The sequence below is a fragment of the Pseudomonadota bacterium genome, from assembly GCA_023229365.1.
GTDB lineage: Bacteria > Myxococcota_A > Polyangia > JAAYKL01 > JAAYKL01 > JALNZK01.
On record JALNZK010000007.1, the window covers coordinates 61081 to 74956 of the forward strand.

12 protein-coding genes are annotated in these 13876 nt (G+C 70.9%); 5 read left to right on the plus strand and 7 right to left on the minus strand.

Annotated features, from left to right (window positions below; translation table 11 throughout):
* Window positions 1-3 precede the first annotated feature (3 nt).
* From M0R80_06295 to M0R80_06315, 5 genes are all read right to left on the minus strand, one after another.
* Window positions 4-2097, minus strand: coding sequence for a hypothetical protein (locus tag M0R80_06295; GenBank protein ID MCK9459231.1), 2094 nt, complete (start codon window positions 2095-2097; stop codon window positions 4-6).
* Window positions 2098-2274: 177 nt separating this feature from the next.
* Window positions 2275-4350, minus strand: coding sequence for a hypothetical protein (locus M0R80_06300; GenBank protein ID MCK9459232.1), 2076 nt, complete (start codon window positions 4348-4350; stop codon window positions 2275-2277).
* A 58-nt stretch (window positions 4351-4408) separates the two neighbouring features.
* The gene (locus M0R80_06305; GenBank protein MCK9459233.1) at window positions 4409-6514 is read right to left on the minus strand and encodes a BatA and WFA domain-containing protein; all 2106 of its coding nucleotides are present in this window, start codon (window positions 6512-6514) and stop codon (window positions 4409-4411) included.
* On the minus strand, window positions 6511-7434 hold the full coding sequence (locus tag M0R80_06310) for a DUF58 domain-containing protein (GenBank protein ID MCK9459234.1): 924 nt from the start codon (window positions 7432-7434) through the stop codon (window positions 6511-6513). Before M0R80_06310 ends, M0R80_06305 begins: the two co-directional genes overlap by 4 nt.
* On the minus strand, window positions 7431-8456 hold the full coding sequence (locus M0R80_06315; GenBank protein MCK9459235.1) for a MoxR family ATPase: 1026 nt from the start codon (window positions 8454-8456) through the stop codon (window positions 7431-7433). The genes M0R80_06310 and M0R80_06315 overlap by 4 nt, the downstream gene beginning before the upstream one ends.
* A 98-nt stretch (window positions 8457-8554) precedes the next feature.
* Between M0R80_06315 and M0R80_06320 the strand changes: the two genes are divergently transcribed.
* The 5 genes from M0R80_06320 (at window position 8555) to M0R80_06340 (ending at window position 11903) form a co-directional block, all read left to right on the plus strand.
* On the plus strand, window positions 8555-8884 hold the full coding sequence (locus M0R80_06320; GenBank protein MCK9459236.1) for a hypothetical protein: 330 nt from the start codon (window positions 8555-8557) through the stop codon (window positions 8882-8884).
* Window positions 8881-10329: a UDP-N-acetylmuramate--L-alanine ligase gene (gene murC, locus M0R80_06325; GenBank protein MCK9459237.1), complete on the plus strand. Its 1449-nt coding sequence runs from the start codon at window positions 8881-8883 to the stop codon at window positions 10327-10329. Before M0R80_06320 ends, murC begins: the two co-directional genes overlap by 4 nt.
* A gap of 114 nt (window positions 10330-10443) precedes the next feature.
* The gene (locus tag M0R80_06330; GenBank protein ID MCK9459238.1) at window positions 10444-10650 is read left to right on the plus strand and encodes a hypothetical protein; all 207 of its coding nucleotides are present in this window, start codon (window positions 10444-10446) and stop codon (window positions 10648-10650) included.
* Between the two features lie 129 nt (window positions 10651-10779).
* A complete protein-coding gene (gene lepB, locus M0R80_06335) occupies window positions 10780-11406 on the plus strand; it encodes a signal peptidase I (GenBank protein ID MCK9459239.1) in 627 nt (208 codons plus the stop codon).
* The gene (locus M0R80_06340) at window positions 11403-11903 is read left to right on the plus strand and encodes a hypothetical protein (GenBank protein MCK9459240.1); all 501 of its coding nucleotides are present in this window, start codon (window positions 11403-11405) and stop codon (window positions 11901-11903) included. Before lepB ends, M0R80_06340 begins: the two co-directional genes overlap by 4 nt.
* Window positions 11904-11959: 56 nt before the next feature.
* On the opposite strand, the gene M0R80_06345 is transcribed toward M0R80_06340, so the two are convergent.
* Together M0R80_06345 and M0R80_06350 are read right to left on the minus strand one after the other, a co-directional pair.
* Window positions 11960-12283 carry a TfoX/Sxy family protein gene (locus M0R80_06345; GenBank protein ID MCK9459241.1) on the minus strand — a complete coding sequence of 108 codons (324 nt, stop codon included), beginning with the start codon at window positions 12281-12283 and terminating at the stop codon, window positions 11960-11962.
* A gap of 235 nt (window positions 12284-12518) precedes the next feature.
* Window positions 12519-13865 carry a sigma-54 dependent transcriptional regulator gene (locus M0R80_06350; GenBank protein MCK9459242.1) on the minus strand — a complete coding sequence of 449 codons (1347 nt, stop codon included), beginning with the start codon at window positions 13863-13865 and terminating at the stop codon, window positions 12519-12521.
* Window positions 13866-13876 lie beyond the last annotated feature (11 nt).

Consider the following 13876-nt stretch of genomic DNA (forward strand, 5'->3'; position numbering starts at 1 on the left):
CGGCTACGGCAGGGTGCAGCCGAGGCGCACCGCGGCCGCCTCGCAGGCGCTCGGGTAGGCAGGGGCGTCGGCCGGGTCGCCCGGGTCGTCGTACTCGACCTCGCCCGCGGGGCAGATCTCCTTCCAGCCCAGGGCCGCGCCGGCCGGCGCGAGAAGGCAGATCTTGCCGGCGCCGACGGCCATCGGGCAGCAGCTCGGATCGGCCAGGTGGTCCTCCTCGTCCGCGCAGTCCCAGAGGCCGTTGCCGTCGCCGTCGAGGCCGTCCGTGCACGCCTCGCGCGAGTCCTCCTGGCAGTTGCGGTCCTCGAACGAGAACTGCTGCAGGCACTGGACCGCCACCTGGCGGCCCCCGACGATCTCCCGCGCCCGGCCGGTCAGGTTGACGACGTACTTGCAGTCCGGCGCGCACTCGACGCCCGCCGCGCCCGGGCAGCTCCCGCAGCCCGCGCACCCACCGTCGTCGCAGTCCGCCTGCCCGTCGCCGTCGTTGTCGATCCCGTCCGCGCACGCCTCCGCGAAGTCCTCGGCGCGGAGGTTCTCGCAGTAGTACCAGCCGAGCTCGTCGTCGTCCGCCTCCTGATCGCCGCACTCCTGCTCGAACGGGATCTTCGGGATCGGGCAGTACATGAGCGTGACCTCCTCGCCGTCGTCCGAGGTCGCCTTCTCGATGATCGGCTCCGCGTCCGGGCCGAAGGCGGCCGGGCACTCCTCGCCCTCGTCCTCGAACTCCACGACCACGTTGCACTTGGCGACCTTCTCGACGGGATCCCAGTCGAGCGGCTTCTCGTAGCAGGTCTTGACCATGTGGGCCGCGATGAGGCCCGCGATGTCGGTCATCGCCGGGCTCCAGTCCGGGTTGCAGATCGAATAGACGTAGCTCATGTTGCCGAAGCTCCCGTGGGCGAGCTCGACGTAGCGCCGGCCGGGAGACGCGCGCGTGACCTCCTCCACCCCTTCGTAGCGCGTGCACGCCGGGCGGTAGAACCAGTTCCCGGTCGTCGACCCCTCGGGGATCTCCGGCACGAGCTGCATCGAGCCCTGCGCGAGGCAGTCGCCGAGCTCGTGGCCCGGACCCTGGCACGCGGCCGCGCCCGCGGGATCCTCCTCCGCCCACGGCACGCCGGCGATCGCGGCGAACACGACGGAGTCCGGGCGCTTGACGTCCACGAAGCTCCTGTAGAAGTCGGCCGGATCGAACAGGAACTCCGGGTGCTCGCCGCACGCGATGTTCAGCTTCGACGCGTCCTCCGCGACCTCCGGCGTCGCGAACAGCCCGGCGCCGTCCTTCATGGAGCAGTCCTCCTCGTCGGTCACGAGCAGGATCGCGAGGAGGTGCGACTCGACGATGAACTCCTCCTGATCGTCGCGGCTGAGCGCCCTGGCGGTGGAGGCGAGCTGCTGCTCGAACCCGCAGCCGTCGGTCCCCTGCTGCCCGAGGCACGCGGCCCGGAGGGCGAACTCCGCGTCCGGATCTCCTGTCGACGTCTCGGCCCAGAGCGCCTCGAGGCCCGGGCAGGCGACGCTCGGATCCGCGCCGACGCACACGCCCTGGCCCGGGGTGCCGTCCGCGTCGCCGGCGCCGTCGCAGCTCCAGCCCTGCGGGCACTGGGCCGCGGTCGCGTCGCACGGGATCACGCCGCTCCCGATCGTCACGACGGGCACCTCGATGCCCTGGAACTCGCCGTCGTCGCCGAGCTCCATGCACTCGGTGGGCAGCGGGAGGGGCCACTCGTCGTCGTTGCTCTCGCCGTTCGAGGAGAAGCCCATGTTCGACGTGATCACCGCGAGGCGGAGCGACTCGGCCGCGGGGTACGGCCAGTCCGTCTCCGGGAACTCGGTGTGGATCGGGTTCGCGAGCGAGTTGACGAGCGGGAAGAACGACGTGGCGAGGATCGCCTGCTCCTGCCTCATGGATCCGGAGTCGTCGACCATGACGAGCAGATCCACGCCGTCGAAGCCGTTGGTCTGCATCCTGTCGGCCTTGAGCTCCGTCGGCACGGGGCAGACCGGCGCGGGCTGGCGATCCATGCACGCGAGGAGCGCGGCGGCCGGGCCGAGGATCGCGATCGCGGTCGCTATGTGTCGTCGGTTCTTCATCGCAGCCTCCTTGCGGCGGACGCACGTGTCCGCCTCGATCCCGGCCCCTTTGGGAGCCGGGCCCGAGCCCCGGAAGTCCGGTTCTCGTGGTTCTCTCGAAGGGCGAGCGCCCTTCCGCACCTTCAGACGCGGCGCCTCTGCAGCGCGGGAAAAATTTCCTCCGCAGCGCCGGATCGATCAGGGGAACGTGCAGCCGAGGCGCGCCGCGGCCTCGTGACACGCTTCGGGGTAGCCGTCCGAGTAGCTCACCTCGCCGGCGGGGCAGATCTCGTTCCACGTCTCGTCGACGCCGAGCGGTTCGAGATCGCAGACGCCCCACTCGCCGACACCCATGGGGCAGCAGCGGGGATCCGCGCCGTGATTCGCGTCGCCGGCGCAGTCGACGCGTCCGTCCCCGTCGTTGTCCGTGTCGTCGTTGCAGGCGCTCCGGGTGTTCTCCTGGCAGTTGCGATCCTCGTTCGAGAACTGCCGCAGGCACTGGACCGCCACGTGGCGTCCGCCGACCGCCTCCTTGGCCGCGTCGGTCAGGTCGACGACATACATGCACGTATGGGAGCAGTCGTTGCCCGTGGCGCCCGGGCACGGCAGGCAGTCGGCGCACTCCGAGTCGTCGCAGTCGACTTCGCCGTCCTCGTCGTTGTCGATCGCATCGGCGCACGCCCACGGGAAGTCCTCGGAGTGCGCGTTCTCGCAGTAGTACCAGCCGAAGCCGGCCTCGAACGCCGCCTCCTGCGCGGCGGTCCTGTCGGCGCACTCCAGCTCGGACGGGAGCTTGGGGACCGCGCAGTACATGAGCACTTTCTCCTCGCCCTCGGACGAGGTCTCCTTCTTGATGACCGGCACCGCGTCCTCGCCGTAGAGATCCTCGTCGCACTCCTCGCCCTGGTTGACGTACTCGACCACCACGTTGCACTCCGCGGTCCGGGTCGCGGGGTTCCAGGGAAGCGGTTTCTGGTAGCAGGGGCCACACATCCACGCCGCGATGAGCCGGGAGGCTTCCTCGAGCGCCGGGCTCCAGTCCGGGCTGCAAATCGAGTACGCGAAGCTCATGTTGCCGAAGTGCTCGTAGGCGAGCTCCACGTAGCGGCGGCCAGGGTACGCGCGCGTCACTTCACCCTCGTCCTCGGAGCGCGTACACACCGGACGAGAGTGTCGTATGTCCTCTCCGGGCTCTTCGGCTACGGGCTGCATCGCGTCCTGCGCGAGGCAGGAGCCGAGCGTGTCGCCCCGGCCCTGGCACGCGGCCGCGCCCTCCGGATCCTGCTCCTCGTACGGCACGCCGGCGATCGCGATGAACACCATGCCGTTCGGGCTCTTCGCGTCCGTGAGCGCGTCGTAGAAGCGCCCCATGTCGAACAGATGCTCGGCGTGGTCCGCGCATGCGAAATCGCGTGTTTTCGACACCGGATCCGTAAGCTCGATCTCCGAGAAGAGCCCCTGAGCGTCCTCAATCGAGCAGTCGTCCTCGTCGCTCACGACGACTACGGCGAGGAGATGCATGGGATCCACGAACTCCCGCTGATCCGGCCGGACGAGCGCGGTCGCCGCCGCGGCGAGGGTCTGTTCGAAGCCGCAACCTCTTATCCCCTGCTGCCCGAGGCACGCCGTCTCGATCGGGAACGCGGCGTTCGGATCGCTCTGGGACGTCTCGGCAAAGGCCGCGCCGAGATCCGGGCATGCGACCTCCGTCGTCCCGTCCGCGTGGCAAGCTCCCACGCCGGTGTCCGCGCCGATGTTCTCGCACGTCCAATCCGCCGGGCACTGGGCCGCGGACTCGTCGCACGGGATGACGTCGTTCCGCACTTCGACGGTCGCTACGTCGATCTCCTGGAACGCGCCGTTGTCGCCGAGATCGTGGCACCCGGCCGGCGCGTCACCGCCCGGCCACAGATCGTCGTTGCTCTCGCCGTTGGAGGAGAGGCCCATGTTCGACGTGATCACCGCGAGGCGGAGCGACTCGGCAGCGGGGTACGGCCAGTTCGTCTCAGGGAATTCGGTGCGGATCGGGTTGGCGAGCGCGTCGACGAGAGGAAAGAACGACGTGGCGAGGACCGCCTGCTCCTCTTTCATGGACGCGGAGTCGTCGATCACGAACAGGAGATCCACGCCCTCGAAGCCGCCGACGGGCAAGGAGTCGACCCGGAGCTCGAACGGCACCGGGCACACCTGCACGGGCGTCCTGTCGGAGCAGCCGGCGAAAATCGCGGCGGCGGCTACGAAGGTAAAACACAAAGCGCGAGCGGATCTCCCCATGGTGCCCTCCCTCCCTTTTGCTCGAAGGGCGTGCAATCTTCGCGCCAGTCCTCCGGCCTCAGGAGCGGGCGTGCGATCGCCGGAAGCCGAGCCCCGCGATCAGCGTCTCCAGGATGAGGAGCAGCACGGCCGCCACGAGGAGGTACGGCCAGATCGGGAGCCTCCCCACCACCGCGACCGACGCGGCGGCGCCCTTGGTCCCGCCCGCGGCGGCGTCGACGCGCTCGGCCGAGACCTTGCGGGAGAGCTCGGACTCCTTCGGGTCGGTCTCGACCGCGAACGCGAGCGCCGGCAGCTCCGCGAGCCCGCCCTGCGACGGCAGCTCGGCGAACACGCGGTAGGATCCGGGCACCTCCGTGCCGCCGAACCCGACGCGCGACTTGTCCGCGAGATCGCCGGCCGAGAACGTCGTCTCCTCGCCTCCCGGATCCACGACGAGGAGCCGCCGCATGCCGCCGCTCACCTCGAGGTCGATGCTCCCGCCGACCGGGACGCGGCGCGCGTTCCTCTCGCCGAGCCGGTTCGCGAGGTAGCGCACCGATCGCTGCACGAGCGGCAGGAAGCCCGGCCGGATCGGCAGGTCGGTCCAGTCCCGGTCGAGCGTCGTCGTGAGGAGGAGCGCCGTGCCCCGCCCCGAGCGCCGCTCGAGGAGGAGCGGCGCGCCGCCGGCGAGCTCCGCTATCACGGTCCTGTCGAGCGCGGGATCCGGCTCGACGAGGACGTGCGAGAACACGCGCGTCTCCTCGAGCCCGGTCGGCCCCTCGGCGAACGCGCTGAAGATCGGGTGGACGCGGTTCACGGCGCCGAGGCGGTGCGCCTTGTCCCCGGATCGGACGCTCGACACCGAGCGCACCTCGCCCGGCAGGATCGCCTCGATCCCGGACAGCTGATCCCGGCCTGCGCCGGGCGCGGCGAGGAGGCCGCCGCCGCCGCGGACGAACTCGACGATCCGCGCGGCGAACGCGGGCGGCAGCTCGTCCACCCCCGCGAGCACGACGACGTCGTAGCCCGCGATCGGGCCGGCCGCGGCGGTCTCGAGATCCGCTGCGATCGCGGTGATCGGCATCTCGTGGGGCATCGGCGCAGCGAGCGCGCGCATGAGGTAGAACACCTCGTCGCGGAACGATCCCGGGCGGTAGTCGCCGTCGACGACCAGCGCCCTGAGGACGGGCCGCACGTTGAACGTGAAGTGCCGCACGCCGTCCTCGACGAGCGCGTCTCCCCCGATCCGCACGAGCCCGCGCCGGACGCCGTCCTCCTTGAACCTGTGGTTGAACCGCTTCACCGCCTGGCCGCGGGCCGGGACGTCGAGGCTCGCGCGCGCCTCCTCCACGCCGTTGATCTCGAGCAAAATCTCCACCGCCTCGAGATCGCGCTCGCCGTGGTTCGTGACCTGCGCCTCGACGACCACCTCGCGCACGGCGCCCTCGCCGGTCGGCTCGACCCGGACGCCGTCGACCGCCGCGTTCTCCGGCGGCGGGCCGTCGACGGCGGCGATCACGCGGAACCCGAACCCGGCGTCCTTCGACCACGCGAGCTCGCGATCCAGCCAGCCGCTCTCGGCGAGGTCGGTGACCAGGACCACCTCGCGCTCCGCGAGCGGGCTCTCCTCGAGCTGGCGCGACGCGAGGTGGAGCGCCGTCTCGATGTCCCCGCTGCGGAAGCCCGGCTCGAGGCGCCGGATCGCCTCCGCGACCTTGTCCAGATCGAACGACGGCTCGCGGAACGCCGCCCGCGCCGGGTAGCCGGAGAGCGCGACCGCGGACGCGTCTCCGGGGCGCAGCCGCCGCAGCTCCGCGAGGGCGAGCCCCTTGGCCCGCTCGAAGGCCGTCACGCCGTCGGCGCCCTTCTGGCGCATGCTGAGCGAGTCGTCGATGACGATCACCTGCGCGAGCGCCATGCCGGAGCGCAGGCCGCCCGGCCGCCGCACCGCGATCCCCGGCCTCGCCATCGAGAGCGCCAAGGCGGCGACCGCGAGACAGCGCAGCGCGAGCAGGACGATGCGGCGGAGCCTCAGCCTGGGCGCGCGCCGCCGCGACACCTCGGCGAGGATCCCCACGGCCGGGAAGCGGATCACCTGATCGCTCGGCCTGCGGAGGTGCAGCCACAGCACGACCGCTACCCCGAGCAGCCCGGCCAGCATCCAGGGGGCGTCGAAGGTCATCCCCGCCTCCCGACGCGGTGGCGGCGCGCCGCGAAGTCCGCGAGCGTCGCCTCGGGCGGAGCGGACGTGACCACGTTCATCAGGTCGAGGTCGGCCTCGACGGCCACTCGGCGCCAGCGCCCCCGGTCCTCGGCGAGGGCGCGCCTGTAGTCCTCACGGACGAGCGCCGGATCGACCTCGATCTTGGCGCCGTCCTCGGGATCGACGAACTCGGCGACGCGCGAGAACGGCAGGTCGATCTCGTCGGGCGACAGCACGCGCAGTACCGCGACGTCGTGCCCGCGCGCCGAGAGGCTCGACAGCGCGATCTCGGTCTCGCGCCCCGCGGCCCACAGGTCGCTGATCGCGATGACGAGCGCGCGGTTCCGCAGCAGATCCGCGGCGGCGTGGATCGCCTCGACGTACGCGGTCGGGCCCGGCTGCACGCTCACGCGCGAGAGGTGCGCGAGCAGCGCCGAGAGGTGCTCCGGGTTCCCCAGAGGCGGGATGTGCGGCTCCACCTTCGCCGCGAACGGCATCAGCCCGGCCGCGTCGCCCTGCCGGACGAGGATGTGCGCGAGCGCCCCCGCGAGCACCCGGGCGTAGTCGAGCTTCGAGAGCTGCGCCCGCGATCCCGTGTAGCCCATGGAGGCCGAGCAGTCGACGAGGACGAGCCCGCGCAGGATCACCTCCCGCTCGCGCGTCTTGACGAAGTGCCGATCGGTCCGCGCGAAGGCGCGCCAGTCGATGTGCCGGACGTCGTCTCCCGGCGAGTACTTCTTGTGCTCCGCGAACTCGACCGACGAGCTCAGGTGCAGCGACGAGTGCGATCCGCCGAGGAACCCCTGGACCACGCGGCGCACCTCGATGGTCAAAGTCGCGACGGAATCGAGGATCTGCGCGTCGACGGGCCTCTCGCCCCGATCGGGCGGGCGGGTCATCGCGGCGTGGTCTCGATGATGCGGGCGATGAGCGCCTTCGCCTTCACGCCCTCGGCCTCGGCCTCGAAGCTGAGCACGAGCCGATGGCGCAGGACCGCCGGCGCGAGCGCCGCCACGTCGCCCAGATCGACGGCGAACCGGCCGCGGAGGAGGGCGCGCGCCTTGGCGGCGAGCACGAGCATCTGCGCCGCCCGCGGCCCGGCGCCCCAGGAGACGAACCGCCGGATCTCCTCCGGCGCCTCGGCGTCCGCCGGGCGCGAGCGCCGGACGAGGCGCACCGCGTACTCGAGCACGTGATCCGCCGCCGGCACGCGCGGCACGAGATCCTGGACCTCGAGGATCTCGCGCGCGTCGAGCAGGCGCGTCACCGGCTTGAGCTCGCCGACGGTCGTGCGGCGCACGATCTCGACCTCGTCCGCGGCGTTCGGGTAGTCCACGTCGATGTGCAGCATGAACCTGTCGAGCTGCGCCTCCGGCAACGGGTAGGTGCCGGAGAGCTCGATAGGGTTCTGCGTCGCGAAGACGACGAACGGCCGCACCAGCTCGAACGTCGTGCCGCCAGCCGTCACGGCGCGCTCCTGCATCGCCTGGAGCAGCGCCGCCTGCGTCTTCGGCGGCGTCCTGTTGATCTCGTCGGCGAGCAGGAGGTTGCAGAACAGCGGGCCCTTCATGAAGCGGAACGCGCGCTTGCCGCCCTCGGTCTCCTCGAGGATGTCGGTGCCGGTGATGTCGGTCGGCATGAGATCCGGCGTGAACTGGATCCGGCCGAAGACGAGCGAGAGCGCGTCCGCGACCGTCTTGACGATGAGCGTCTTGGCGAGCCCCGGGACGCCGACGAGCAGCACGTGGCCGCCGGCGAGGAGCGCCACGAGGAGGAGCTCGACGACGTCGCGTTGCCCGACGATCCGCTGTTCGATCTCGTGCGTCAGGCGCGCCCGCATCCGCTCGACCTGCTCGACGAGCTGATCCTCGCGCGTCCCGAGGACGCCGGCGCCCGGTGACTCTGCGCTCTTGTGTTCCATGGCGTACCAAATCTAGTGGATTCAGAATCGTCTGCCTACGCCAATTTTCGTGCTATCATCCGGGCGCTTCCGGCTGCGGCCGGCCCAAGGAGTCTGACATGCCTCTCAGGTTCGCGGCGCGCCATGCGGCGCCGGTGCTCGCCTTCCTCGCCTTCGCCTCGTGCAAAGCGGAAAACGACAACAACGTGGGCTGCGCGGCCGAGGACTGCGCGTCGTCCTGCGTGAGCCTCGGGTTCCCGGGCGGCACGTGCGTCGACGACGTGTGCGAGTGCGACTTTTCCGACACGGACCCGTTCGTGTGGGACGGCGGCGGCGACACGGACACCGACGCCGACTCGGATTCCGATACCGATTCCGACAGCGACACCGATTCCGACACCGATTCCGACACCGACACCGACGCCGACGGCGGCGCCAAGCTCGGTTGAGCACCCCGCGCGCCGTGCCGCCCGCGCCCAGAGCGTTGTCGCTTCCGGAGCTAGGGGTCCTCGCGCCCGATCGCCCGATCCACCTCGCGGGGATCGGCGGCAGCGCGATGAGCGGGCTCGCCGCGCTGCTCGCGCAGAAGGGCTACACGGTCACCGGGACGGATCCGCACCCGGACGACTCGGTCCGAGCGCGGCTCGCGGCGATCGGCGTCGAGGTCGTGCGCCGGCAGGACGGCTTTGCCATCCCCGAGCGCGCCCAGCTCGTCGTCGCGTCGGCGGCGCTGCGCGCGGATCACCCGGAGCTCGAGGCGGCGCGGGCGCGCGGCGTCCCGGTCGTCAAGTACGCGGCCGTGCTCGGCGCCCTCCTCAACGCGGCGCAGGGCGTGGCGATCGCCGGGACGCACGGGAAGACCACGACCACGGCGATGGTCGTCTGCGCGCTCCGCGCGGCGGGCGAGCGCCCCGGCTTCGTCGTGGGCGGGCACGTCCCGCAGCTCGGCGCAAGCGCGGACGCCGGCGCCTCGCGGTTCTTCGTCGCCGAGGCGTGCGAGTACGACAGGTCGTTCCTGCAGCTCAACCCGAGCAGCGCCGTGATCACGAACATCGACAACGACCACCTCGACGTCTACGGGAACCTCGACGGCGTCCGCCGCGCGTTCGCCGAGTTCTCGGCGCGCGTCGCGCGGGACGGCGCGATCGTCTACTGCGCGGACTGGCCCGACCTCCGCGAGATCGCGCGCGGCGCGGCGGCCCGTCCGCTGTCGTACTCGGCGACCGGCGCACCCGCGGACTGGGAGGCGCGCGACGTCCGGGTCGTCGGCGGCGAGACCCGCTTCGGCGTCTATCGCGGCGGCGCTTTCGCGATCGAGATGTCGCTCCGCGTCCCCGGACGGCACAACGTGGGGAACGCGCTCGCGGCGCTCGCGGTGACGCACGATCTCGGCCTGCCGATCGCGGATCTCGCGGCGGGGATCGCGGGGTTCGACGGCGCGGCCCGGCGGTTCCAGCTGCTCGGCGAGGCGCGCGGCGTGGCGGTCGTCGACGACTACGCGCACCACCCCACGGAGATCCGCGCCCTGCTCGAAGGCGCGCGGGAGCGGTTCGCGGGCCGGCGCATCGTCGTCCTGTTCCAGCCGCACCAGATCGCACGGACACGATCTTTGTTCGGCGAGCTCGCGGCGGCGCTCGCGGGCGCGGACGCCGTCGTCCTGACGGACATCTACGCCGCGCGCGACGCGGCCGCGACCCCCGAGGAGCGGAGCGCGGCCTCCTTAGCCGAGGCGATCCGCGAGCTCGGAGCGGAGGCGGCCCACGCGCCCGACCTCGACGACGCGGCCCGCGCGGCGCTCGACGGGCTCGGGCCGGGCGACGTGCTCCTGTCCGTCGGGGCGGGCGACGTGCACAAGGCGGGCGCCGCCGTCCTCGAGGCGCTTCGCCGGGGCTGAAACCCGCCGTTTTCGCCAAATCTCCGACCCGACCTGGAATTTCAACCGGAATGGATCAACTAACCCGCATAGAGAGCCCTTTTTTGCAGGCGTTTTTTTACTTGGAGGCTCGATATGAAGCGCATCGAACAACCCTTAGAGATCACGCGGGTCGAGGAGAACCGCCGCGAAGACTGCACCCACTACATGGGTTGCCTGGAGGAGGCGTCGGCCCTTCTGTGGCCGTCGTTCTCCTGCCTGGGATGCAGGCACTTCGCGTTCGGCGGCAGGCCGATCCTGAGCTACGAGAGGGCCGCTTCGCCCCTGGCTTGGGACTGCTGATCCGCGGCCGCGCACCCGCCCGCCGCCTCGGGGCCGCCCGATCGGGCGCGGGCCCTTTGTTCCCTTGACACGCGCGCCGCCGCGCCGCGACAATGGCCGAATCCGAACGACGGAGGGCAGGCGGGCGACGTGGGGAAGCTGCTGAAATTCCTGTTTGGCCTCATCGTCGTCATCGCGATCGTCGCGGTCGTCGGCCGCGTCTTCTTCTTCGAGCTCGGGAAGACCCGGTCGTACTCCATGGTGCCGACGCTGGTTCCCGGGGACATCTTCGTCGTCTCCACGATCAGCCTCCTCGGCCAGGGCGACATCGCCGTGTGCGAGAACCCCGACGACTCGTCGGAGCTCGTCGCGCTCCGCGTCCTCGGGGTCCCGGGCGACGAGATCGAGTTCCACCGCAACCATGTCGTCATCAGCGGCGAGATGATCCAGCACAGCGTCGAGGACCCGATCTTCTACGTGGACCGCACCTCCGGGGAGGAGATGCAGTACGCGGTCCGGATCGCCGAGGAGCTCGTCGGCGGCAGGCTCTACCACGTCGCCCTCATGGATCGCGCGGGCGGCAAGGAGCACCGGAAGACGGTCGTGCCGGAGGACCACTTCTTCGTCGCGGGCGACAACAGGAACCTGGCGGTCGACAGCCGGAACTTCGGCACGATCCCCATCGACAGCTGCGTCGGGAAGGCGGTCTTCCTCCTCTGGCCCGGAGAAGACAGCGGCGATCTGAAACGCACGGATCGGCTGGCGTCGAAGCTATGAGGCGCGCCGTCATCGTCGCCGCCGTCGTGCTCGCCTCGGCGGCGGGCGCGAACGCGGAGCCGAAGCCGCAGCCCCGCTACCTCGACGCCGTGCGCCAGGAGCTCGCGCGGATCGGGATCGAAGCGACGTGCGAGGCTGAGGCGGGGATCTGCTCCTTCCGCCGGCGGCTGGGCGGCATCGGCATCGACGTCGACGCGACCGTCGCGTGCAGCGACAGGACGAACACCGTGTACGTCGCGATCCCGCGGTTTCTGCCTCTCGCCGGGGGCGACGGCCCCTCCCTCGCGCTCGCCCGCCGGCTGCTCGAACTGAACCGGCGGCTCGTCACGGCCAAGCTCGAGTGGGATCCGCTTGCGGGCTCGATCCGGATCTCCACCGTCGTCGGCACCGACTCAACCTTCGACAGGAAGGCGTTCCGCTCCCAGGTGCTCGCGCTGTTCGCCGCCGCGGAGCGGCTCCTCCCCGAGCTCGAGGCGCTCGCCGCCGCGCCTCGATAGCACTGCGCGGATCCGTCGTGCGGCCGCCACCGCCGCAGCTGGGGGTCCGCCGGCGGTTACCGCTTCTTCTTCGGCTTCGGCGGCGGCAAGGCGCGCGCCGTGATCCGGACCAGCTCGCAGAGCCAATCCCGATCATCTATCCGATCCTGCAGAAGGAGGTGCGGCTTCGCCCCGGGGTACGGGGGCGCCTCATCGATCTCCCCGGCGAACCGCCGCCCCTCCTCCGTGGGCTTCACGTAGAGCCGGTCGTCGCAGACGAGCGCGACCACCTTGCCGTCGCAGTAGAGCGCGTACTCGCCGAACATCTTGCGATAGGTGATGGCGCCGGCGCCCTCGACCTGATCGGCGACGTAGATCATGAACTCCGCGTCGGTGGCCACGAACGTTCCCTCCCTGCTTCGGCGATGATGACGTCAGCCCGAGAGAATTGGCAACCCGAGGTCGAACTCTTTCGCAATTGGTGGTCACAGTCCAGGGGCACGTTCCCCGCGTTTCGTCGTAGGGGCGAACCTATGTGTTCGCCCCCGGGGTTCGTGTTCGCCCCCGGGGTTCGTGTTCGCCCTATTGTGGTGTCGGACGATTCGGGATCATCAGGGCGGACACGCAGGTCCGCCCCTACTCGAGCGTGTCCAGCTTGCGGTAGATGGTGCGCGTGGCGATCCCGAGGAGCTGCGCCGCCTGCTTCTTGTCGCCCTTGGTCTGGCGCAAGGTCTCGCGGATCAGGCGCCGCTCGACCTCCTCGAGCGGCGTGCCGACGGCGATCGTGAGGTTCGACTCCACCCGCGCCTCCTCGGCGACGCGCGGCGGGAGATCCTGCGGCGTGAGGACGCGGCCGCGGCTGAGGACGACGGCGCGCTCGATCACGTTCTCGAGCTCGCGGACGTTGCCCGGCCAGTAGTACGCGGCGAGGAGTTCCATCGCCTCGGGCGCGATCCCGTCCACCTGCTTGCCGTTGCGCGCGGCGTGCAGGACGAGGAAGTGCTCGGCGAGGAGCGGCACGTCCTCGAGCCGGTGCCTGAGCGGCGGCAGGTGCACGACGATGACGTTCAGCCGGTAGAAGAGATCCTCGCGGAACCCCCCCCGCTTGACCTCCTCCTCGAGATCCCGGTTGGTCGCCGCGAGGACGCGGACGTCGACGCGGCACGTCTTGCCGCCGAGCGGCTCGAACTCGCCCTCCTGGAGCACGCGCAGGAGCTTCACCTGCACGGCCAGGCTCATCTCGCCGACCTCGTCGAGGAAGATCGTGCCGCCGTCGGCGAGCTTGAACCTCCCGTCGCGCCGCTGCACCGCGCCGGTGAACGCGCCCCGCTCGGCGCCAAACAGCTCGGCCTCCATGATCGTCTCCGGGAGCGCGGCGCAGTTCACGGCGATGAACGGCCGGTCGGCCCGGCTCGACGCCTCGTGGATCGCGCGCGCCACGAGCTCCTTGCCCGTGCCCGACTCGCCCGTTACGAGGATGTTCGCGACCGACGGCGCGGCCTGCAGCGCGACGTCCATGGTCCGCCGGAACGCCGGCGCGTTGCCGATGATCGAACGCTTCTCGAACTTGAGCAGCCTGGTCTTGAGCGCGCGGTTCTCGACGACGAGCGAGCGCTTCTCGAGCGCCTTGCGCACGGTCTTCACGATGACCTGCCGCTTCACCGGCTTCTCGACGAAGTCGTACGCGCCGCGCTTCATCGCCGTGACCGCGGCCTCGACCGTCCCGTACGCGGTCATGAGCACGACCTCGACCTCGGGCTGCGCGGCCTTGATCGCGTCGAGGAGATCGACCCCGCCCATGCCGGGCATCATGAGATCGGTGATGACGACGTCCACCTGCCCGGCGCGCACGGCGTCGAGCGCCTCGGCGCCGCCGGGCGCGGTGATCACGAAGAACCCCTCCCGCTGGAAGACCTTCTCGAGCGCCAGGACGTTGTTCTTGTCGTCGTCCGCGATGACCAGGGTCGGCTGGCTGTCGTTCATCGTGCCTCTCG